The organism is Nocardioides euryhalodurans (assembly GCF_004564375.1).
GTDB classification, from domain to species: Bacteria; Actinomycetota; Actinomycetes; order Propionibacteriales; family Nocardioidaceae; genus Nocardioides; species Nocardioides euryhalodurans.
The window spans coordinates 820708-842239 of the sequence record NZ_CP038267.1 but is presented as its reverse complement, the minus strand read 5'-3'; the positions used below and the strand labels follow the sequence as shown (position 1 = coordinate 842239).

General features: G+C 71.6%; 18 protein-coding genes. 2 read left to right on the top strand and 16 right to left on the bottom strand.

All coding sequences use genetic code 11. From position 1 onward, the window contains the following. Positions 1-2 precede the first annotated feature (2 nt). From kdpC to kdpF, 4 genes are read right to left on the bottom strand one after another with little or no spacing between them, the layout of a single operon-like run. Positions 3-611, bottom strand: coding sequence for a potassium-transporting ATPase subunit KdpC (gene kdpC, locus EXE57_RS03955; RefSeq protein WP_135074212.1), 609 nt, complete (start codon positions 609-611; stop codon positions 3-5). An 11-nt stretch (positions 612-622) separates the two neighbouring features. Continuing rightward, the gene (kdpB, locus tag EXE57_RS03950; RefSeq protein ID WP_135074210.1) at positions 623-2698 is read right to left on the bottom strand and encodes a potassium-transporting ATPase subunit KdpB; all 2076 of its coding nucleotides are present in this window, start codon (positions 2696-2698) and stop codon (positions 623-625) included. Continuing rightward, positions 2698-4356, bottom strand: coding sequence for a potassium-transporting ATPase subunit KdpA (gene kdpA, locus EXE57_RS03945; protein WP_135074208.1), 1659 nt, complete (start codon positions 4354-4356; stop codon positions 2698-2700). The genes kdpB and kdpA overlap by 1 nt, the downstream gene beginning before the upstream one ends. Before the next feature lies 1 nt (position 4357). Further along, positions 4358-4447 carry a K(+)-transporting ATPase subunit F gene (gene kdpF / locus EXE57_RS03940; RefSeq protein WP_135074206.1) on the bottom strand — a complete coding sequence of 30 codons (90 nt, stop codon included), beginning with the start codon at positions 4445-4447 and terminating at the stop codon, positions 4358-4360. 370 nt (positions 4448-4817) lie between these two features. Between kdpF and EXE57_RS03935 the strand changes: the two genes are divergently transcribed. Then, complete coding sequence (locus EXE57_RS03935) at positions 4818-5192, top strand: spore germination protein GerW family protein (RefSeq protein ID WP_135074204.1); 375 nt, start codon at positions 4818-4820, stop codon at positions 5190-5192. A gap of 28 nt (positions 5193-5220) precedes the next feature. Here EXE57_RS03935 and EXE57_RS03930 read toward each other — a convergent pair whose 3' ends face one another. The 12 genes from EXE57_RS03930 to EXE57_RS03875 form a co-directional block, all read right to left on the bottom strand. Next, the gene (locus tag EXE57_RS03930) at positions 5221-5667 is read right to left on the bottom strand and encodes a thioesterase family protein (RefSeq protein WP_135074202.1); all 447 of its coding nucleotides are present in this window, start codon (positions 5665-5667) and stop codon (positions 5221-5223) included. Beyond that, positions 5664-6620 carry a 3-hydroxyacyl-CoA dehydrogenase NAD-binding domain-containing protein gene (locus EXE57_RS03925; RefSeq protein WP_135074200.1) on the bottom strand — a complete coding sequence of 319 codons (957 nt, stop codon included), beginning with the start codon at positions 6618-6620 and terminating at the stop codon, positions 5664-5666. The genes EXE57_RS03930 and EXE57_RS03925 overlap by 4 nt, the downstream gene beginning before the upstream one ends. After that, positions 6617-7501, bottom strand: a complete 885-nt coding sequence (locus tag EXE57_RS03920) for a beta-keto acid cleavage family enzyme (protein WP_135074198.1) — start codon at positions 7499-7501, stop codon at positions 6617-6619. Before EXE57_RS03920 ends, EXE57_RS03925 begins: the two co-directional genes overlap by 4 nt. Positions 7502-7567: 66 nt before the next feature. Further along, a complete protein-coding gene (locus tag EXE57_RS03915; protein WP_135074196.1) occupies positions 7568-9373 on the bottom strand; it encodes an ABC transporter ATP-binding protein in 1806 nt (601 codons plus the stop codon). After that, the gene (locus tag EXE57_RS03910; protein WP_135074194.1) at positions 9373-10236 is read right to left on the bottom strand and encodes an ABC transporter permease; all 864 of its coding nucleotides are present in this window, start codon (positions 10234-10236) and stop codon (positions 9373-9375) included. The genes EXE57_RS03915 and EXE57_RS03910 overlap by 1 nt, the downstream gene beginning before the upstream one ends. Further along, a complete protein-coding gene (locus tag EXE57_RS03905; protein WP_135074192.1) occupies positions 10233-11270 on the bottom strand; it encodes an ABC transporter permease in 1038 nt (345 codons plus the stop codon). The genes EXE57_RS03910 and EXE57_RS03905 overlap by 4 nt, the downstream gene beginning before the upstream one ends. 1 nt (position 11271) lies before the next feature. Continuing rightward, positions 11272-12849: an ABC transporter substrate-binding protein gene (locus EXE57_RS03900; RefSeq protein WP_208542959.1), complete on the bottom strand. Its 1578-nt coding sequence runs from the start codon at positions 12847-12849 to the stop codon at positions 11272-11274. A gap of 168 nt (positions 12850-13017) precedes the next feature. After that, entirely contained in the window at positions 13018-15318 is a 2301-nt protein-coding gene (locus EXE57_RS03895) for an arylsulfatase (protein ID WP_135074190.1), read from the bottom strand. Positions 15319-15364: 46 nt separating this feature from the next. Next, on the bottom strand, positions 15365-16162 hold the full coding sequence (locus EXE57_RS03890) for an enoyl-CoA hydratase-related protein (protein WP_135074188.1): 798 nt from the start codon (positions 16160-16162) through the stop codon (positions 15365-15367). A 1-nt stretch (position 16163) separates the two neighbouring features. Next, entirely contained in the window at positions 16164-17318 is a 1155-nt protein-coding gene (locus tag EXE57_RS03885) for an acyl-CoA dehydrogenase family protein (RefSeq protein WP_135074186.1), read from the bottom strand. A gap of 32 nt (positions 17319-17350) precedes the next feature. Continuing rightward, on the bottom strand, positions 17351-18664 hold the full coding sequence (locus EXE57_RS03880) for a flavin monoamine oxidase family protein (RefSeq protein ID WP_135074184.1): 1314 nt from the start codon (positions 18662-18664) through the stop codon (positions 17351-17353). Further along, complete coding sequence (locus EXE57_RS03875; RefSeq protein WP_135074182.1) at positions 18661-19377, bottom strand: TetR/AcrR family transcriptional regulator; 717 nt, start codon at positions 19375-19377, stop codon at positions 18661-18663. Before EXE57_RS03875 ends, EXE57_RS03880 begins: the two co-directional genes overlap by 4 nt. A 52-nt stretch (positions 19378-19429) precedes the next feature. Between EXE57_RS03875 and EXE57_RS03870 the strand changes: the two genes are divergently transcribed. Further along, complete coding sequence (locus tag EXE57_RS03870; protein WP_208542958.1) at positions 19430-21532, top strand: acetate--CoA ligase family protein; 2103 nt, start codon at positions 19430-19432, stop codon at positions 21530-21532.

Below are 21532 nucleotides of genomic sequence, written 5' to 3'. Positions count from 1 at the left end.
ACCTAGTCTGCCCTTCCGCCGGAGGCGTCGAGCGCCAGGTTGAGCATCAGCACGTTGACGCCGGGCTCGCCCAGGAAGCCGAGGGCCCTGCCGTCGGTGTGCTCGGCCACCAGCTCCCGGACCTGCTGCTCGTCGAGGCCGCGAACCTCCGCGACGCGCGCCACCTGCTGCTCGGCGTAGAGGGGACTGATGTGGGGGTCCAGCCCCGAGGCGCTGGCGAGCAGCGCGTCGGGTGCGACCTCGGAGGGATCGGTCCCGTCGAGCGCGGCGGCCGCGTCCCGCCGTTCCTCGACGGCTGCGAGCAGCTCGGCGTTCTCGGGGCCGAGGTTGGACGCGGAGCTGGCGAGCGGGTCGTAGCCCTCGCCGGCCGCCGAGGGCCGGGACTGGAAGTACTCCGGCCGGCCGTCGAAGCCCTGGCCCAGCAACGAGGAGCCGACGACCTCGCCGTCGCGTTCGATGAGGGCTCCGTCCGCCCGACCCGGGAAGGCCGCCTGGGCGAAGCCGGTCATGGCGAGGGGATAGGCGAGGCCGAGCAGGACGGTCATCACGAGGACCATGCGGGCCGCGGCCCATGCCTGGCGTACGGCGGGCCGGCCGAGTGGGGTGGTCATGCGCGTGCCTTTCAGCCGATGCCGGGGAGCTGGGAGACGAACAGGTCGATGAGCTTGATGCCGACGAACGGCGCGACGATGCCGCCGACGCCGTAGACGGCCAGGTTGCGACGCAGCATCGCGGCGGCGGAGGAGGGGGTGTAGCGGACGCCGCGCAGGGCCAGCGGGATCAGGCCGATGATGATGAGCGCGTTGAAGATCACCGCGGACAGGATCGCGGACTGTGGCGTGGCCAGTCCCATGATGTTGAGCCGGTCCAGCCCGGGGTAGGCGACCGCGAACATCGCGGGGATGATGGCGAAGTACTTCGCCACGTCGTTGGCGATGGAGAAGGTGGTCAGCGAGCCGCGGGTGATGAGCAGCTGCTTGCCGATCTCGACGACCTCGATGAGCTTGGTGGGGTTGGAGTCGAGGTCGACCATGTTGCCGGCCTCCTTGGCCGACGACGTACCGCTGTTCATCGCGACGCCCACGTCGGCCTGCGCCAGCGCCGGGGCGTCATTGGTGCCGTCGCCGGTCATCGCGACCAGGCGCCCGCCCTCCTGCTCCTTCCGGATCAGCGCCATCTTGTCCTCGGGGGTGGCCTCGGCGAGGAAGTCGTCCACGCCGGCCTCCTCCGCGATCGCCCGGGCGGTGAGCGGGTTGTCGCCGGTGATCATGACCGTCCGGATCCCCATGCGGCGCATCTCGTCGAAGCGCTCGCGCATGCCTTCCTTGACCACGTCCTTGAGGCTGATCACGCCGAGGGCGCGCGCGGGGCTGCCCGGGACGTGCTCGGCCACGACCAGCGGGGTCCCGCCCCCGGTGGAGATGGCGTCGACGATGACCCCCACCTCGGCGGTCGGGTGTCCGCCGTTGTCGCGCACCCACTTCATCACGGCCGCGGCCGCGCCCTTGCGGACCTGACGGCCCCCCTGGAGGTCGACTCCCGACATCCGGGTCTGCGCGGTGAAGGGGACGAAGCCGGCCGTCGACAGCTCCCCGGGTGACCTCTCGCGCAGTCCGTGGCGGGTCTTGGCGAGCACGACGATCGAGCGCCCCTCCGGGGTCTCGTCGGCCAGGCTGGACAGCTGTGCGGCGTCCGCCAGCACCTGGTCGTCGCAGTCGGTGACCGGGATGAACTCTGCGGCCTGGCGGTTGCCGAGCGTGATGGTCCCGGTCTTGTCCAGGAGGAGGGTGTTGACGTCGCCCGCCGCCTCGACCGCCCGGCCCGACATCGCCAGCACGTTGTGCTGGACCAGCCGGTCCATGCCCGCGATGCCGATCGCCGACAGCAGCGCGCCGATGGTGGTCGGGATCAGGCAGACCAGCAGCGCCACGAGCACGATGACCGACTGCTCGGCGCCGGAGTAGACCGCGAACGGCTGCAGCGTGGCCGTGGCAGCCAGGAACACGATCGTGAGGCTCGCCAGCAGGATGTTGAGCGCTATCTCGTTGGGGGTCTTCTGGCGGCTCGCACCCTCGACCAACGCGATCATCTTGTCGATGAAGCTCTCACCCGGCCGCGCCGTGATCTCGACGACGATCCGGTCGGAGAGCACTTTGGTGCCGCCGGTGACCGAGCTCCGGTCGCCCCCGGACTCCCGGATCACCGGGGCGGACTCACCGGTGATGGCCGACTCGTCCACGCTGGCGATGCCCTCCACGACGTCCCCGTCGCCGGGGATCACCTCGCCCGCGACGACCACGACCCGGTCGCCCAGGCGCAGCTGCGATGCGGGGAGGTCCTCGGTGTCGCCGGAGCCCGAGAGCCGTCGGGCGGTCGTCTCGGTCCTGGTCCGTCGGAGCGTGGCCGCCTGCGCCTTCCCGCGCCCCTCGGCGACGGCCTCCGCGAGGTTGGCGAACACGACCGTCACCCACAGCCACGCCACCACCGTCCAGGCGAAGGTCCCGGTGTCGGCGATCGCGGACACGGTGGCGAACACCGCGCCGACCTCGACCACGAACATGACCGGGTTGCGCACCATGACCCGTGGGTCCAGCTTGCGCATGGCCTCGGGCACCGCGGCGAGGAGCATCCTGGGGTCGAGCAACCCCGCGGCGACGCGGGTGGGGGCAGGGACGGGGGTGGTGGTCAGGGTCGACATCACAAGCCTTCCGCAAGAGGACCGAGTGCGAGGACGGGGAAGAAGGTCAGGCCCGCCACGAGGACGGTCACGCCGGTGAGCATCCCGATGAACAGCGGGCCACGAGTGGGCAGCGTGCCGCCGGTCTCGGGCACCTCCTGCTGGCGTGCCAGGGACCCGGCGAGGGCCAGCACGAAGACGATCGGCAGGAAGCGACCGAGCAGCATGGCCAGCCCTAGGGCAGTGTTGAAGAACGGGGTGTTCGCGCTGAGGCCGGCGAACGCCGAGCCGTTGTTGTTGCCGGCGGACATGAAGGCGTAGAGCACCTCGGAGAGACCGTGCGGCCCGGGGTTCAGCATCGAGTCCCGGGGCGTCTCGAAGGACATGGCAAGCGCAGTCCCTCCGAGCACGACGAGGGGCATCGTGAGGATGTGGAGCGAGACCAGCTTGATCTCCCTGCCGGTGATCTTCTTGCGGAGGTACTCAGGGGTGCGGCCGACCATCAGGCCGGCGACGAACACCGTCAGGAGCGCGAGCACGAGCATCCCGTAGAGGCCGGAGCCGACACCGCCGGGTGCCACCTCGCCCAGACCCATGTTGAGGATCAGCAGCCCGCCGCCCACGCCGGAGTACGACGAGTGGAACGAGTCGACCGCGCCGGTCGACGTACCCGTGGTGGAGACGGCGAAGAGGGCGGAGGACCACTCGCCGAAGCGGGTCTCCTTGCCCTCCATGGCGGCGCCGGCCGCCTGCAGGGCCGTGCCGGCCCGGTTGACCTCGAGGGCGGTGACGGCCGTGACGAGCACGCCCCACAGGACGGCCATGGTGGCCAGGAGCGCGTGGCCCTGGCGCTTGTCGCCGACCATCAGGCCGAAGGTCCGGGTGAGGGACACCGGGATCAGCAGCAGCAGGAAGATCTCGAACAGGTTGCTGAGGGCAGTGGGGTTCTCGAAGGGGTGCGAGGAGTTGGCGTTGTAGAAGCCGCCCCCGTTGGTCCCCAGCTCCTTGATCGCCTCCTGCGAGGCGACCGGGCCGCCGGTGATGGTCTGCTGCCCGCCGGTGAGGGTGGTGGCGTCGGTGCCGGCCGAGAGGTTCTGGATCGCCCCCAGGGCGATCAGGACGACGGCCGCGACCACCGCGAGGGGGAGCAGGACGCGGAAGGTCACACGGACCAGGTCCACCCAGAAGTTGCCGATCCCATCCGTCCGCGAGCGTGCGAATCCCCGGATGAGCGCGACCGCGACGGAGATCCCCACGGCGGCCGAGACGAAGTTCTGCACGGCCAGGCCGGCCATCTGCGTGAGGTGGCCCATCGTGGCCTCGCCCGAGTAGGCCTGCCAGTTGGTGTTGGTCACGAAGGACGCGGCGGTGTTGAACGCCAGCGCCGGGTCGACGCCGGGGAAGCCCAGCGACCACGGCAGCCCCGACTGGAACCGCTGGAGGGCGTAGAGCGCCGCGACCCCGACGAACGAGAACGCGAGCACGGACGTGGCGTACGCCGTCCAGCGCTGTTCGGCGCGGGGGTCGACCCCCACCAGGCGGTAGACGAGGCGCTCGATCCGCAGGTCGCGCTCGGCGGTGAACACCCGTGCCATGTGGCCGCCCAGCGGTCGGTAGCAGACCGCGAGGGCGGCCAGCAGCATGCCGATCTGGAGGAGACCGGCCATGGTGTCGGACATCTCAGAAACGCTCCGGGAAGAGAAGGGCCGCGACCAGGTAGCAGAAGAGCAGGGCGCTCACGAGCAGCCCGGCGAGGGCGTCGACGTTCACAGCCGATCCACCCCCTTGACGAGCAGCAGCGCGGCGAGGAAGAAGAGGACGGTCAGCCCGAGGTAGAGCACGTCAGCCACGGGCGTACTCCTCGGTCACGTGGGAGAGCCCGGCGCCGTGGTGGGGAGCGGGCGGGGTTGTCAGCGAGGTCACGGGCCCATGCAACGCCTGCCCCTCCCCGTTCGGGGGCTCCCTAACGCGTCCCTAACGCCGTCCCCGCGAATCCTCACGGCTCCCTGACAGCGGGCGCGCGGTTTCTCCCTGCCGGCGGTGGCCGGGCCGCATGGCCCAGCGCGCCGTGACCTAGTGCTCTCCTCCCCGCGAGCCGCGTGGCACACGCTGGTCGAGCAGGCAACGAGAGGAGAGGCGCATGGACCTCGACGAGCTGATGTCGACAGCACGGGAGTCACTGACCGTGCGGAGGGTGTTCGGCGACCCGGTCGAGCGCGGTGGTCTCACCGTGATCCCGGCGGCGTCCGTGACAGGCGGCCTGGGCGGCGGCAAGGGGACCGACCCCAAGGGGCAGGAGGGCGAGGGCGGCGGCTTCGGGATGAGCGGACGTCCGGCCGGGGTGTTCGTGATCGGTGACGGCCAGGTGACCTGGCGCCCGGCCCTGGACGCCAACCGGGCGTTCACCGTGGTCGGCCTCGTGGTGGCGGCGTACCTGCTCACGAGACCGCGGCTGGCCCGCGCCCGCTCCGCCCACGCGGCGACCTCGGCCGGCGCGCCGGCCGCAGACGACTGAACGGCAGCGCCCGGCGAGCAGGGCTCGGTCAGCTGAGCGGCCGGATCCGGCCGCTGGCCTCCGCGGGCGGCTCGGTGCGGGCTGCCCGCGCGCGGGCGGCGACGTCCTCCGGGAACAGCGCCGACCTGCCCCCGACCACGTGCACGCCGAGGACCTCCTCGGTGGCGCGCAACCGGCCGTCGACCCAGAGCTCGTGCCAGATCCACAGCAGCTTGCCGGTGGCACCGATGACCGAGGAGCGGACCTCGAGGTCGCGGCCGGCGGACACCTCGTCGAGGTACCGGACGTGGGCCTCGACCGTGTAGAGCGACGCGTCGTGCGCCTCCCGGTACGCCGGGCCGAGCCCGACCAGGACCATGACGGCGTCGGTGGCGTGCCCGAACACCAGCACGTAGTAGGGCTCGGACAGGTGGCCGTTGTAGTCGATCCACGCGTCTTGGACCGGCTCCCGCCACACCACGGGATCGATGGTCACGCGCGCCCCAGCGCGCGCAGGATCGCGATGACGCCCCGGTCCCGCTCGGCCACGAGGTCGTCGATGCTCCTGCCGTCCGCCTCCCGGTCGCACCCGTCGACGACCGCGTCGCGCAGCGCCGGCGTGAGCTCGGCCGCGACAAGCCGGGTCCACGGGGACTGCAGCGACGGACCGAAGTGGTCGAGCATGTGTGCCATGCCGCCCTGGCCGCCTGCGAGGTGGAAGGTCAGCATCGGGCCGTGGACCGGCCAGCGCAGCCCGGGGCCGTCGGTGATGGACAGGTCGATCTGCTCGACCGTGGCCTCCCCGGCGGCGACCATGTGGAGCGCCTCTCGCCACAGCGCCTCCTGGAGCCGGTTGGCGATGAAGCCGGGCACCTCGCGCTCCATCGTGATCACGGACTTGCCCGTGTGCCGGAAGAAGTCCGACGCCCAGGCGACCGCCTCCGGCGAGGTCGCGGCCCCGCCCACCACCTCGACCAGCGGGATGAGGTACGGCGGGTTGAAGGGGTGCCCGACCACGGTGCGCTCGGGGTGGGCGCACGCCGTCTGCATCTCGCTCATGGCGTAGCCGGACGTGGACGACGAGATCACGACCTCGACGGGCGTCGCGGCGTCGATCCGGGCCAGCAGGGCACGCTTGAGCTCGAGGTCCTCGGGAGCGCTCTCCTGGACGAAGTCGGCCTGCGCGCAGGCCGTCGCCAGGTCGTGCTCCACGGTGAGGTGCTCGAGGGAGGCGCCATCGGCGAGGCCGAGCTCGGTCAGCGCCGGCCAGGCCGCGCTGACGAGGTGGCGTAGCCGCTGCTCGGCGTCCTCGGCCGGGTCCCAGGCGACCACGCGGTAGCCCCGGGCCAAGAAGTAGGCCACCCAGCCGCCGCCGATCACGCCGGCGCCGACGCAGGTGACGGTCCGGACGTCGGCCGGTGCGGGCCGGCCCACCCGGGCCGAGGTCATCGGGGCTTCAACGCGAGGATCTCGCGGCCCTCGTCCGGGGTGGCGACGTGGGCCCCCATGCTCTCCACGATCGACCGGGCACGCTCGACCAGCTGGGCGTTCGTCGCCTTCACGCCCTTGCTCAGGTAGAGGTTGTCCTCCAGCCCGACGCGCACGTGCCCACCGAGGAGCACCGACTGCGCCACCCAGGGCATCTGCATCGGGCCGAGGGCGAACGACGCCCACACCGCGTCCGCCGGCAGCTGCTGGACCATCGCGGCCAGCGTCAGCGGGTCGGCCGGTGCGCCGTACGGGATCCCCATGCAGAGCTGGTACATCGCGGGTGCGTCGACGAGCCCCTCCTCGACCAGCCGGCGGGCGAACCACAGGTGCCCGGTGTCGAAGATCTCCATCTCGCACCGGACGCCGAGCTCCTGGATCTTCCTGGCTCCCTCGCGCAGCATGTCCGGCGTGCTGACGTAGACCAGGCTGCCCTCGCCGAAGTTGAGGCTGCCGCAGTCGAGGGTGCAGATGTCGGGGAGCAGCTCCTCGACGTGGGGGAGCCGGTCGACCCCACTCACGAGATCGGTGCCCTCGAGGAAGGTCATGGGGTCGTGCGGGTCGAGCACGAGGTCGCCGCCCATGCCGGCCGTGGTGTTGATGATGACGTCCACGTCCGAGGCGCGGATCCGCTCGACCACCTCCCGGTAGAGGGCGACCTCCCGGGACCCCTGCCCGGTCTCGGGGTCGCGGACGTGGATGTGCACGATCGTCGCCCCTGCGCGGGCAGCGGCGATGCCGGACTCGGCGATCTGCTCGGGGGTGACGGGGACGTGCTCGGATCGGCCGACGGTGTCACCGGCGCCCGTCAGGGCACAGGTGATCATGACGTTGCGGTTCACAGGGGTGGCTCCTTCTGGGTCGGCGGGTCGATCAGGACGTGGCGGGCCGGCAACGGTGCGGGGGCGTCAGTCGATCCTCGGGCTGTGGGCGAGCAGGTCACGCGTGTAGTCCTGCTGCGGGGTCTCCATCACCGAGACGACCGACCCCGACTCGACGACCCGGCCGGACTGGAGGATCTCCACCCGTGCGGCGATGGATCGGACCAGCGCGAGGTTGTGGGTCACGAACAGCATGCTGATGCCGCGTTCCTTGCGGAGCCCCTCGAGCAGCGCGACGATCGAGCCCTGCACCGACACGTCGAGGGCCGAGGTGATCTCGTCGCAGATCAGCACGTCCGGCTCGGCGGCCAGGGCGCGGGCGATGGCGACGCGCTGACGCTCGCCGCCGGAGAGCCGACTGGCCTGGTACTTCAGCATCCGCGGCCCCAGCGCGACCTGGTCGAGGAGCTCGACCACACGGTCGGTCGCGTCCTTGCCCTTGGAGATCCCGAACAGCTCCATCGGCCGCTTGACGATCTGCTCGATGGTCAGCCGCGGGTTCAGCGAGAGGTACGGGTTCTGGAAGATGTACTGCAGGCGCTTGCGCTCGATCGCGCTCCGCTGCCGGGCACTCGTGGCCAGCGGTTCGCCCTCGAAGGAGATGGTCCCGGTCCAGTCCTTGTGGAGCCCGCCCACGGAGCGGGAGATCGTGGTCTTGCCGCTGCCCGACTCGCCCACCAGGGCCACGACCTCCGCCTTGGCGAGGTCGAAGCTCACGTCGTGGACGACCTGCTTGCGGCCGTAGAAGACGCTGAGGCCCTCGACCGAGAGCATGATCTCCCGCGGCTTGTCGGGGTCGGAGTCCGGCACCGTGCCCCGGGAGATGTCCCACGGGCCGATCTGCTCGGCCCGGATGCAGCGCACGTCGTGGTCCGGGGCGACGCGGAGCAGCTCCGGCACGGCCTCCTTGCAGCCGTCAACGACGAAGGCGCAGCGGTCGTGGAAGCGGCAGCCTCCCGGACGCGCGCCGGGCGCGGGCGTCCGGCCGGGGATGCCCGTGAGCGCGCGCGCCTGGCTCAGGTGGGGGATCGAGTCGAGCAGCGCGCGGGTGTAGGGGTGCGAGGGGTTCTGGAACATCGCGTCCTTGGGCCCGAGCTCGACGACCTGCCCGGCGTACATCACGGCGACCCGGTCGGCGATGTTGGCCACCACCGCGAGATCGTGGGTGACGTAGAGGGCGCTGACACCGTGGGCGCGGCACAGCTCGGCCATGGTGGCCAGGACCAGGGACTGGGTGGTCACGTCGAGGCCGGTCGTCGGCTCGTCGAGCACCAGCACCTTGGGCTTGGGCAGGAACGCCATGGCCAGCGCGACCCGCTGCACCTGACCTCCGGAGAGCTGGTGGGGGTAGCGGCTGAGGAACTCGTCGTCGTTGGGCAGGCCCACCTCGGCCAGGCCGTCGCGCGCGCCCTGCAGTCGCGACTCCGTGGTGCCGATGTGACGCAGCGTCAGCAGCTCGACGATCTGCTTGCCGATCCGGATGGCGGGGTTGAGCGCCGATGCCGGGTCCTGGGGCACGTACGCGATCTCCTCGCCCCGGACCTGGCGCACCTCCTGCCAGGGCATGCCCAGCACGTCGCGGCCCTCGAGGAGGACCTTGCCCGCCGAGATGAGCGCACCGGCGCGCGCGTAGCCGAGCAGCGAGGTGCCGACGGTGGTCTTGCCGGAGCCGGACTCGCCGACCAGGCCCACGACCTCACCCGGCTTCATCACCAGGTCGATGTCGTCCACGACGTCGACGTCGCGACCGGTCAGCGTGACCCCCAGGCCGTCGACGACCAGACCGCCGGTGGGCACCCCTCGCGCGGCGTCGTCGCTGGTCGTGGCGGTCATCAGTCTTCTCCCCGTTGGGCCACTTGGGCGATGCCGTCGGCCATCAGGTTGGTGCCGATGCAGAAGATCGCGATGAGCAGCACGGGCGCGACCACCGCCCAGGGCTGGGTGGACAGGCCCAGCCGGTTCTCCTGGATCATCTGGCCCCAGTTGGCTGCACCGGGGTTGGTCGAGAACCCCAGGAAGCCGAGGGACCCGACCAGGGCGATCGAGAAGGTGAGTCGGAGGCCGGCCTCGGCGAGCAGGGGAGCGTTCATGTTCGGGAGCACCTCGGCCAGGATCACCCGGCTGCGCCTCTCGCCGAGCGCCTCCGCCGCGACGACGAAGTCGCGGGACACGATGCCGAGGGCGACCCCCCGCGCGAGTCGCGCGACGCGCGGGGCGTGGGAGACGCCGACGAGCCCGATGAGGAGCAGGGCCGACGGCTGCTCGATCGCGGTGAGCACGAGCAGCGCCAGCAGGATCTGCGGGAAGGACAGCACCACGTCGTTGAGGCGCATGATCACCTCGTCCCACCAGCCGCCGCCGTAGGCCGCGACGACGCCGATCGCGATGCCCAGCACCATGCCGAGCAGGGTGCCGAAGAAGGCGATGACGAGGATCTCCTGGCCCCCGTGCATGACCCGGCTCAGCACGTCCTGGCCCAGGTAGTCGGTGCCGAGGGCGCCGTCCTGGCTGAACGGCGGACCGGCCACCTCGTTCTCGCCGTACGGCGAGAGGGTCGGCGCGATGATGACGAACGCCACCAGCAGCAGGGTGATGCCGAGACCGACCGTGAACCGCTTCTGGTGCAGCGCCTTGCGCAGCGTCGAGGGCTCGGCCGGCTCGATGTCGGGGAGCGAGGGGTCCGCGTCCGTGCTCATGACGAAATCGCCGTCCTCGCGCGCGGGGTCAGCAGGATCGACAGGAGGTCAGCGACGAGGTTCACCACGACGTACACGCCGGCGATGATCATGCTGAGTGCCTGCACCACCGGGACGTCGTGGTTGCGCACGGCGTCCACCAGCTGCAGACCGACGCCGGGGTAGGAGAACAGGGTCTCGACGACCACGATGCCGCCCGCCAGGAAGGCGAGCTGCAGCGCGATGACCTGGATGCCCGGCACGATCGCGTTGAGCAGCGCGTGCTTGCGCATCACCACCTTCTCGGGGATGCCCTTGAGGCGGGCGAGCTCGACGTACTCGCTGTCGATCACCTCGAGCAGCGAGGCGCGGATGATGCGCGACACGTACGGCGTCACCCACAGCACCAGCGTCAGCGTCGGCAGGACCATCGCCTCCGGGTTGTCCCACGGGTGCCCGGTCGGCGAGCTGATCGTGACGGCGGGAAAGACCTGGAACACCGTGGTCGCGAACAGGGCGAGCAGCAGCACGCCGATGACGAACTCGGGCAGGCCGGCCATCGCGAGCAGGATCGTCTGGATCACGGTGTCCGGACGCCTGCGCCGGTAGTGCACCGAGATCATCGCGACGGCGAACGCCAGCGGGATCATCACCACCGCCGCGAGGAACACCAGCACCGCCGAGTTGACCACGCTGCTGGAGATCAGGTCCGACACCGGAAGGCCGCTCGCCAGCGACGTGCCGAGGCTTCCGGTCAGCAGGTCCCCGAGCCAGTCGACGTAGCGCGTGACCAGCGACGCGTCGGAGTTCAGCTGTGCCTCCAGCTCCGCCACCCGCCCGGGGTTGGAGGCGTAGTCGCGGCCGAGGATCGCCCGGACGGGGTCGCCCAGGGCAGCGGTCGCCACGAACACCAGGATCGAGACCAGCCAGAGCGTCAGCACGGCGAGGCCGAGCCGCCGCGCGATCCACACGGCCCACGCCGCGGCGCCGTGCCGGCCCCGCGGCGGCGCGACCTCTTCCAGCGGATCGGTGAGGAGCGTCGCCGCCTCGGTCATCTCAGACCGACACCTTGTTGAACTTGTAGGAGCCGAGTGGGAGGTACTTGCTCGGTTCGAGGCCCTGGACGTTGGCGGCATAGCCGTCGACCTGCTGACGGAAGCCCCAGATGATCAGGCCACCCTCGTTGTACTCGATCTCCTGGGCGTCGTGGAGCAGCTCGGCCCGCTTGGTCTCGTCGAGCTCCTGCGCCGCCTGGTTGACGAGGTTGCGGTGCTCCTCGTTGTCCCAGTGGGTCTCGTTGTAGGTGCCGCCCTGCTCCGGGGGGAAGGTGCCGACCACGGCCTGCGGGATGTAGTTGCGCGTGTTCCAGAAGTCCTGCGCGAACGGGTAGGACAGGTAGTCGTCGTCGTAGAACGGCGTCTTCTTGGTGACCTTCACCTCGACGCCGGCCTCCTTGGCCTGCTCCACGAACAGGTTCGCGGCGGCAGGGGCCACCGAGCCGATGTCGTCGCCGGTGAACAGCTCCACCTGCAGGCCCTCCTGGCCGGCGTCGGCCAGCAGCGACCTGGCCTGGTCGATGTCCTGCTCGCGCTGGGGCAGGTCGCTGGCGTACGCGGCGTCGAACGGCGCGTACATGTCGTTGCCCAGCGAGCCGTAGCCCGACAGCGTCTGGTCGATCATCTGCTGCCGGTCCACGATCAGGCGCATCGCCTGGCGGACCCGGACGTCGGAGAACGGCGCGACGTCGACCCGCATCGTGAACGGGACCCAGGCCCCCGTCTCGGAGACCAGGGCGCCGCCCCCGGCACCCTCGATGGTCTCGATCAGGTTGTACGGCAGGTTGTCGACCGTCTGGATCTGGCCGGCCTGGAGCGCGTTGACCTTGGCGCTGTCGTCGCTGAAGTCCTGGATCTGCAGCTCGTCGACGAAGGCGGGGTCGCCCCAGTAGTCGGCGTACTTGGTGAAGGTGCTGGTCTTGCCGGGGTCGAAGGACTTGTAGGTGAAGGCGCCCGTGCCGACCGGGTTCGCGATGTCGAAGTCGGTCGGGATGATGCCGAGCGTGTACTCCGCCAGGAGCCCGTCGAGGATCGCGTACGGCACCTTGAGCGCGAGCTCGAGGGTGGTCTCGTCGACCACCTTCGACGACTCGAAGTCGAGGATCTGGGAGAGCTGGCCACCCGCGGAGAGCGGGGCCTTCGGGTCGGCGACGCGCTGGATGCTGAACCAGGCGTCCTCGGCGGTGACGGTCTTGCCGTTGTGGAACGTGACGTCCGGGCGCATCTTGACCGTCCAGGTCTTGCCGTCGGACGACGACTCCACCGACTCCGCGAGGGCCGGCTCGAGCTCGTAGTTGTTGTTCCAGAAGAGCAGCGGCTCGTAGAGGTTGCTCACGCGGGCGATGTCGGGGTTGGTCACCGGCGCGTGCGGGTCGAGGGTGTCCTTGCTGCCACCGCCGGTGGCGCCGTGGATCAGGATGCCGCCGGAGCTCTGCGGGCCACCCGCACCACCACCGCCGTCGTCACCCCCGCACGCGGTGAGGAGGTTGCCGCCCGCGACCGCGGCGACGCCGAGGCCGGAGTACCTGAAGAGCTGGCGCCGGGAGAGTCCTGGGCCGTTGCGACGAGGCTGGTTCACGTGGGACTCCTCCGTTGCACTACCTCGAAGACGACGTAGCTGATCTACGGAACATAAAGTCGTCCCGGGACCGGGTCAATGGTTGGGGCCGAGTTCTGGCCCGTTCCGTCATGCGCAACGGGTTGTGCGAGGCGCAACGGAGCCCCCTTCCGCGCCTCCGTCCGGGAGTCACTGGTGGGTCAGGTGGGCGCGGGCGCGCTCCTCGTCGGCGACCGCCTCCGAGACCGGGCCCAGGTCGAAGTGCACCCGGTGGATCAGTCCCTCGAAGCGGTTCCGCACCGGCAGGTAGTCGTCGATCACCGGTGTGCCGCGGTCGACCCCGACGTTGAAGGTCTCGTCGAAGGAGAAGTAGTAGGCCGTGGTGACCGCGATCCGGCCGGAGCCGACGGGCGAGCCGTCGACCTCCAGCGTCACCTGCGCGCCGCTGCCGGGCGGTCCGCCGTCGTAGTCGAACCGGACGACGAGGTCGTGCCGGCCGGGGAGGATCGGCTTGCCACCGCGGACGACGGCCAGGTCGCGCCCGGCGAAGTTGTAGGCGTAGTGGGGGACTCCACCCGTGAGGTAGAGCGACCAGCCGCCGAACCGACCGCCCTGGGCCACCACCACGCCGCTGCTTCCGGTGACCACCTCGAGGTCGGCGGTGATCACGTGGGAGCGGTTCTTGACGTTGGGGGCCGCCTCCTCGGTGAGTCGACCGACCCGGGGGCCGAAGGACAGCGACGACCGGCCCAGGTGCAGGTCGAGCCGACCGGCGACCTCGGGGTTCTCGCGCTCGGTGACCCGGTCGTCGAGGGGGTAGACGTGGTGCTTCTCGGCCTCGCGGTCGAAGACGTCCTGCAGCGCCGCCAGGCGCTCCGGGTGGTCCTGCGCCACGTCACGCGCCTGGCTCCAGTCCTCGGAGTGGTCGTAGAGCTCCCAGACGTCCTCGTCGAAGGGGCGTCGTGGCCCTTCGACCATCTCCCACGGGATCCCGTGCCGGGTCACCGCTGTCCAGCCGTCGTGGTAGATGCCCCGGTTGCCGATCATCTCGAAGTACTGGGTGGTGTGCCGGTCGGGCGAGTCCGGGTCGTCGAAGCTGTAGCGCAGGCTGGTGCCCTCGACGGGCTGCTGCTCGACGCCGGCGTACGTCGAGGGCGGCTCGAGCCCGGCGGCCTCGAGGATGGTCGGGAGCACGTCGATCACGTGGTGCCACTGGTGCCTGATCTCGCCGCGGGCCGCGATCCCGTTCCCCCAGCGCACGATCATGCCGTCGCGGGTGCCGCCGAGGTGCGTCACCTGCTTGGTCCAGGGGTACGGCGTGTTCATGGCCAGCGCCCATCCGGCCGGGTAGATGCCGTACGTGGTGGCGTCGCCCAGGCTGTCGATCCGCGCGGCCATGTCGGCCGTGTCGTCCTGGATGCCGTGCCCGACGAGGTGCTCGCGGAACGTGCCGCGCGGACCACCTTCGCCGGACGCGCCGTTGTCGCCGAGCAGGTAGAAGATCAGCGTGTCGTCGAGGACTCCCATGTCCTCGAGGGCGTCGACGAAGCGGCCCACCTGGACGTCGGCGTGCTCGGCGAACCCGGCGTAGGTCTCCATGAAGCGGGCCGCGACCCGCTGCTCGGTCTCGTCGAGGTCGTCCCAGTGGGGGACCCCTTCGGCCCACGGTGCCAGCGCCGCCGACTCCGGCACGATGCCGAGCTCCTTCTGGCGGGCGAGGGTCTGCTCGCGCTGCGCGTCCCAGCCGGCGTCGAAGCGGCCGGCGTACTTGTCGCGCCACTCGGGGGCGACGTGGAACGGGGCGTGCGTCGCCCCGAGCGCGAGGTAGGTGAAGAACGGACGGTCGGGCGTGATGGCCTGCTGGTTCTCGACCCAGGAGATCGCGTTGTCGACGAGGTCCTCGGAGAGGTGGTAGCCGTCCTCCGGCAGCCGGTCGGGCTCGACGGCGTAGCGGCCCTGGTAGAGCTGCGGGTACCAGTGGTTCATCTCGGCGCCCATGAAGCCGTAGAAGAAGTCGAAGCCCTCGCCCATCGGCCAGCGGGAGAAGGGGCCGGACGGGCTCACCTCGACCGGCGGGGTCTGGTGCCACTTGCCGAGCGCCGCGGTGCAGTAGCCGTTGCCGCCGAGGATCTGCGCGATCGTCGCCGCGCTGGCCGGACGGTAGGCGTGGTAGCCCGGCTCCGGCGTCGACATCTCGCTCGTGACGCCCATCCCCACGGAGTGGTGGTTGCGGCCGGTCATCAGCGCCTGCCGCGTCGGTGAGCACAGGGGAGTGACGTGGAACCGGCTGTAGCGCAGTCCCTCGTCCGCCAGCCGCTGCGCGGTCGGCATCTCGCACGGACCGCCGTACGCCGTGGAGGCGCCGAAGCCCATGTCGTCGAGGAGCACGATCACCACGTTGGGGGAGCCCGGGACCGCCTGCACCGGACGGATCGGCCTGGCCGCCGTGTCGACGTCGAGCGGAAGCCGTCGGCGGTCGGGGTCGGTCACGAATCAAGATCCTCGCACGTCGGGCCGGATCCCGGCACCGTGCTGCTCAGCGGCCCTTCCAGACCGGCCGCCGCTTCTCGGCGAAGGCCCGGAATCCCTCGAGCCCGTCCTCGGAGGTGTAGAGGGTCGCCACCGTCGGGAGGCTGCTCGACGTGACCAGGTCCAGGGCGTCCTGGAACCGCAGCGACTCCGCAGCCCGGGCCGTCTCCTTGATCGCGGCGAAGACCAGCGGCGGTCCGGCGGCGAGCAGCCGCGCCGTCTCCCAGGCGCGGGCGAGCACGGCCTCCTCGTCGGGCAGCACCTCGTTGACCACGCCCCACCGCGCCGCCTCGGCGGCGGGCATCCAGCGTCCGGTGAGCAACAGCTCCATCGCGACGTGGTACGGCATCCGCTTGGGCAGCTTGATCGTCGCGGCGTCCGCGAGGGTGCCGGCGTTGATCTCCGGCAGGCCGAACTGGGTGGTCTCCGAGGCGTAGATCAGGTCGCACGACAGGGCGAGCTCGAAACCGCCCCCCATCGCCAGGCCGTGGACCGCGGCGATCACCGGCTTGTTGAGGTCGGGGAGCTCCTGGAGGCCGCCGAAGCCCCCGACCCCGTAGTCACCGTCGACGGCGTCGCCACTCGCAGCGGCCTTGAGGTCCCAGCCGGCGCAGAAGAACTTGTCGCCCTCGGTGCGCACGATCGCCACCCGGAGGTCGGGGTCGTCACGGAAGGCGGCGAAGACCCGTCCCATCTCCCGGCTGGTCGCCAGGTCGATGGCGTTGGCCTTCGGCCGGTCCAGGGTCACCTCGAGGACGCCGTCCTCGGCACGGGTCCGGACGGGCTCGTGGGTGTCAGGGGACATGTCAGGCTCCTCGCGGCCGCAGCAGCGACCGACTGATGATGTGTCGCTGGATCTCGGACGTCCCGTCCCAGATGCGTTCGATGCGGGCGTCGCGCCAGATCCGCTCCAGGGGGAGCTCGTCCATCAGGCCCATCCCGCCGTGGATCTGGATCGCCTCGTCGGCGACCATCGCCAGCATCTCGGTGGCCTTGAGCTTGGCCATGGCGATGTCGGCGTCGGTGGCCGTGCCCCGGTCGTACTTCCAGGCGGCGTGCAACGTCATCAGCTCGGCCGCACGCAGCTCGGTCGTCATGTCGGCCAGCTTGAAGCCCACGCCCTGGAAGCGGCCGATCGGCTGGCCGAACTGCTCGCGGCTCGCCGCGTGCGCGACCGAGAGCTCGAGGGCGCGCTCGGCACGGCCCAGGCAGGAGGCGGCGACCTGGAGGCGGGTGGAGCCGAGCCAGGTGCCCGCGAGCTCGAAGCCCTTGCCCTCCTCGCCGAGCAGCGCCCCCTCGTCGACACGGACGTCGTCGAAGTCCAGGATCGAGTTGGTGTAGCCGCGGTGGGAGACGTTGCGGTAGCCGTCGTGCACGGTCAGCCCGGGGGTGTCCAGGTCGACCAGGAACACCGACATGGCGGCTCGCCCCGCGTCGTCGGAGCCCGTCACCGCCACCAGGATCACGAAGTCGGCCTCGTCCGCGTGGCTGATGAAGTGCTTGGTGCCGCGGATCCGCCATCCGTCGCCGTCGCGGGTGGCCCGCGTCCGCATCGCCCGCATGTCGGAGCCGGCGCCGGGCTCGGTCATCGCCAGGCAGTCGATCTTCTCGCCGCGCACGCACGGGTGGAGGTAGCGCTCCCGCTGCGCCTCGGTGCCGGCCAGCAGGATGTTGGAGGGCCGGGGGACCCCGGTGTACTGGAGGGCGTAGCCGGTCCGGCCCAGCTCCTTCTCGAACAGGACCCACGTCACCGTGTCCAGTCCCGCCCCACCGACCTCCTCGGGCATGTTGGCGGCGCACAGCCCGGCAGCGAGCGCCTTGGCCCTGATCTGTGCAGCCAGCTCGGGGCGGAGCACCCCGGTCCGCTCGACCTCCTCCTCGTGGGGAAGGAGCTCGCGCTCGACGAAGGCGCGGGTCACCTCGACGATGCTGCGCTGCTCGTCGGTCAGGCCGAAGTCCATGGCGGTCGATCTCCTGCGGTCGGTGGGTCAGGTCAGCCCCGGGTCAGGGCGGCCGCAGCGGCGCCGCGACCGGTGCGGACGGCCCCCTCCATGTAGCCGGCGACCCACTGGTCGGAGCCGCAGACGTAGAAGGGCGGCTCGTGAGTTCCGTGCAGGGGACCCACGGCCTCCACGTCACCCGGTCGCCAGTTGGTGACGTAGCCCTGGGTCCAGGGGTCGGTGCCCCACAGCCGGGTCCACGTCTGCAGCGGCGAGGTCGCCTCCGGTCCGTACAGCTCGGCGACCTGCGCCAGCGCCTCGCGGGTCCGGGTGGCAGGGTCGGTCGCCGCGAAGGCGGCGTACCGCTCGGGAGGGACGAGTGCGGACAGCACGCCGCGCTGCTGTGGCCACGTCGACCCGAGCACCCCCTCGCTCTCGGCGAGCGCGTTCTGCCCACGCTCTCGCCAGAAGGGGGCGTCGTAGGCGGCCACGAACTTCGCCGCCCACGCGTGCCGCTGCCGGCGCAGCGACGTCAGCCGGGCGTCGCTGACGCCGTCGATGTCGATGTCGCGGGCGGGACCGGACGGCACGGCGACGACGACAGCGTCGGCCCGCAGCCTCTCGCCGTCCGAGGTCGTGACCACGCTGCCGCCGGCGCCGACCTCGATGCGACGCACCGGCGTCGACAGGCGGACGTCGTGCAGCGCGGCCGCCATCGTCAGCGCCACCGTGGCCGACCCCTCGGCGACGCGCAGGTTCTCCCACTGCTCGACGTCGTAGCTGCCGGCGCTGCCTCCCGCGCGGAGCTGGCGAGCGTGGGCGAACATGCTGGTCCGCTCGATCGAGCCGTCGGACATGCTGAGCTGGAACATCTCCCACAGCCTCATGACCCCGGGGGAGGCACCCGCCTCGCGCAGCCAGTCGCCGACGCTCATCCGGTCGAGCGCGCTGCGGTCCGGGAACGCCCAGGGGTCCTCGGGGTCGATCGAGCTCAGCAGCTTCACCAGCGCCGCCTCCACCTCCTCGTGCGAGGCGCGGTCGGCCGCGGTGCACCACGACGGCCACTCGCCGACGTCGACCGATCCGGGGACCTGACGGGTGATCTCGCCCGGCTCCGCGACGTACGACGCGCTCAGCGTCAGCCCGAGCTCCGCCACCAGCTCGAGGTAGCTGGTGTGGGCGTTGCCGACGACCTCGCCACCCAGCTGGACGCGACGGCCGTCGGCGAGCTCGACCTGCTCGACCCTGCCGCCGACCCGGGGTCGGGCCTCGAGCACCGTGACCTGCGCCCCGCCCGCCTCGAGGTCCCGCGCGGCGGCCAGACCGGCGAGGCCGGCGCCCACGACCACGACGTCGGGGCGGCTCATGCGCCTGCTTCGCCTTCGAGGCGGACCGGAGCAGGGAGCGGCCCGTCGTGCCCGACCAGGATCCCGATCGTGGTCGCGATGGTGTTCCGGGCCTCCGCGATCCCGAGGTTGGGGTCCCTGGCCAGGACGCGGCCACCGAGGCCGTCGGTGAGCGCGACCGCCGCCTCGGCGATCCACCGTGGGTCGAGGGCGGTGTCGAAGACCCCGGAGGCGACGCCGTCGCCGACGATGTCGGCCAGCGTGGCGTAGAGGTCCTCGTAGAGGTCCGCCCCGACCTTGGCGAGGTGCGGGTCGCGGATGCACAGCAGCGCCAGCTCCTGCCACAGCAGCCACTCGTCCGCGCGCTGCTCGTCACTGGGGAGGCAACGGTCGAGGAAGGACGAGAGCCGTTCCGCGGGACCGTCGCCGGCCTCCGACAGCGCGCGCTGGTTGAGCTCGGCGGAGACCTCGTGGGAGTACCTCAGCACCTCTCCGAAGAGGAGCTCCTTGGTGTCGAAGTGGTAGTGGAGCAGGCCGGCCGAGACCCCGGCGGTACGCGCGATCGAGGCCATCCGGACCTGCGCCAGGCCGTCGCGGACGATGCAGTCGGCGGCCGCGGCCAGGATCCTGGTGCGCGCCTCGGCGGCCGCCTGCTCACGCTGGCTGGGCCGCGCCGCGTCTGCGGTGGCGGGCCGGGAGGTCCCGGTCGAGGCACGCGATCCGTCGGCAGCCATGTCCCCCACTTGTTTGACTGTTCAGTCAGTCAGTGATGCTAGGATTTCTCGGGTGAGGCGTCAAGGGTCGCCGGCCGCGCCGTCGGCCACCTCTCCGGCCGACCAGGTCGAGGCCCTGTTCTCGCCCCGCACGGTCGCCGTGGTCGGTGCGAGTGCCGACCCCACGAAGTGGGGTCACATCATCGCCGGACGAGCCCTGGCGTCGCCGGGCGAGCACCGGGTGCTGCTCGTCAGCCGCCGCGGTGGCGAGGTCCTCGGCCTTGCGACCCACCGGTCCGCGCAGGCGGCCGCTGCGGCGTACGACCTGCGCGTGGACCTGGCTGTGCTGTGCGTACCGGCGGGCGCCTTCGTGGACTCGGTGGCCGACGCCGTCGCCGCCGGGGCCCGGGCGATCGTGGCGATCACGGCAGGGCTCGCCGAGGTCGGTGCCGACGGGGCCCGGCTGGAGGCCGAAGGAGTGGCCATCGCCCGCGACGCGGGCGCCGTCCTGGTCGGACCCAACTGCCTGGGCGTCGTCGACACCACGACGGGTCTCCACCTGGCTCCCACCGAGCTGCCTGCCGGGGACGTGGCGGTGCTCAGCCAGAGCGGCAACCTGGCGCTCGACCTCGCCGGGCTCCTGGCCGACCGCGACCTGGGGGTGTCACGCTTCGTCTCGGTGGGCAACCAGGCGGACTTCGGGGTGGTCGAGTTCCTGCAGGCGTGCGTGGATCACGGGGGGACGCGGGCCGTCGCGGTCTACACCGAGGACGTCGTCGACGGCCGGGCGTTCCTCGCCGCGGCCCGGGCCCTGCGGGGCGTGGGCAAGCCGCTGGTGGTGCTCGCGCCCGGGCGCAGCGAGGCCGCGGTACGCAGTGCCGCCTCCCACACCGGCGCGCTGACGAGCTCCTCCATGGTGGTCGACGCGGTCTGCGCGGCGGCGGGCGCGCACCGGGTGGACAACCCGACGCAGCTGGCCGACCTGCTGGTCGGGCTGCGCGCGCCACGGCGGATGTCCGGCCGCCGGGTGGCGGTCCTCACCGACGGAGGTGGGCACGGAGCGGTGGCAGCCGATGCCCTTGCCGTGGCGGGACTGGAGACGCCGGTCCTCAGTGGGCCGGTCACCACCCAGCTCGAGGCCGCGCTGTGGGCGCAGGCCACGGTCACCAACCCGGTCGACCTCGCCGGCGCCGGCGAGCGGGACCTTGCGAGCTACGCCCGGGGTGTCCAGGTCCTGCTGGACTGCGACGACGTTGACGGCGTGCTGCTGACGGGCTACTTCGGGGGCTACGCGGCCTGGCACGCTGACCTGGCGGGACCCGAGCTGGCCGCGGCTCGGCAGATGGCCGAGGCCGTCGTGGCGCAGCACAAGCCGCTCGTCGTGCACACGGTCCAGCCGGACAGCCCTGCCAGCCGGGTGCTGCGGGCCGCCGGCATCCCCGTGCACCGCGACGTCGATCGCGGGGGCGCGGTGCTCGCCGGCCTCGTCGAGACCGCGACGACGGGTCTGGCCGGCGAGCGCCCGGAGCCGGCGCCGGCGGTGACCGACACGTCGTACGACGCGGCTCGGGCGCTGTTCGCCGACGCGGGGATCGCCTTCCCGGTCGCCCTGACGGTCACCGACCCCGCGGGGCTGGAGTCGGCGCTCGAGTCGTCCGCGCTGGGCTTCCCGGTCGTGCTCAAGGCGACGGGACGGCTGCACAAGTCAGACGGGGGCGGGGTGGTCGTCGGCCTCGCCGACCGTGGCCAGGTGCGCGCGGCGTACGCCGACCTGGTCACCCGGCTGGCTCCACCCGCGGTCTCGGTGGAGGCGATGGCCGACCTCGCCGACGGGGTGGAGCTGATCGTGGGCGCGGTGCGGGACCCCAAGTTCGGCCCGGTGGTCATGGTCGGCCTCGGGGGCGTCCTCACCGAGGTGCTCGACGACACCGCGTGCGCCCTGGCGCCCGTCTCGGTCGACGCCGCACGGACGCTCCTGCTGTCCCTGCACGGCGCACCCGTGCTCCTCGGGACGCGGGGGAGGAGGCCGGTCGACCTGGACGCCCTGGCCAGGGTGGTCGCCCGGGTCTCGGACGTCGCGGCCGCCCACCCCGAGCTCGTCGAGCTGGAGCTCAACCCGGTGCTCGCCGGTCCGGGAGGGGCCTTGGCGTTGGATGCGCGCGTCGTCCTCGGGTGA

What these genes read in the sequence shown, in the direction of transcription:
- kdpC (WP_135074212.1), bottom strand. Translation starts at nt 611, where the DNA reads ATGACCACCCCACTCGGCCGGCCCGCCGTACGCCAGGCATGGGCCGCG.
- kdpB (WP_135074210.1), bottom strand. Translation starts at nt 2,698, where the DNA reads ATGTCGACCCTGACCACCACCCCCGTCCCTGCCCCCACCCGCGTCGCC.
- kdpA (WP_135074208.1), bottom strand. Translation starts at nt 4,356, where the DNA reads ATGTCCGACACCATGGCCGGTCTCCTCCAGATCGGCATGCTGCTGGCC.
- EXE57_RS03935 (WP_135074204.1), top strand. Translation starts at nt 4,818, where the DNA reads ATGGACCTCGACGAGCTGATGTCGACAGCACGGGAGTCACTGACCGTG.
- EXE57_RS03925 (WP_135074200.1), bottom strand. Translation starts at nt 6,620, where the DNA reads ATGACCTCGGCCCGGGTGGGCCGGCCCGCACCGGCCGACGTCCGGACC.
- EXE57_RS03915 (WP_135074196.1), bottom strand. Translation starts at nt 9,373, where the DNA reads ATGACCGCCACGACCAGCGACGACGCCGCGCGAGGGGTGCCCACCGGC.
- EXE57_RS03910 (WP_135074194.1), bottom strand. Translation starts at nt 10,236, where the DNA reads ATGAGCACGGACGCGGACCCCTCGCTCCCCGACATCGAGCCGGCCGAG.
- EXE57_RS03905 (WP_135074192.1), bottom strand. Translation starts at nt 11,270, where the DNA reads ATGACCGAGGCGGCGACGCTCCTCACCGATCCGCTGGAAGAGGTCGCG.
- EXE57_RS03890 (WP_135074188.1), bottom strand. Translation starts at nt 16,162, where the DNA reads ATGTCCCCTGACACCCACGAGCCCGTCCGGACCCGTGCCGAGGACGGC.
- EXE57_RS03885 (WP_135074186.1), bottom strand. Translation starts at nt 17,318, where the DNA reads ATGGACTTCGGCCTGACCGACGAGCAGCGCAGCATCGTCGAGGTGACC.
- EXE57_RS03880 (WP_135074184.1), bottom strand. Translation starts at nt 18,664, where the DNA reads ATGAGCCGCCCCGACGTCGTGGTCGTGGGCGCCGGCCTCGCCGGTCTG.
- EXE57_RS03875 (WP_135074182.1), bottom strand. Translation starts at nt 19,377, where the DNA reads ATGGCTGCCGACGGATCGCGTGCCTCGACCGGGACCTCCCGGCCCGCC.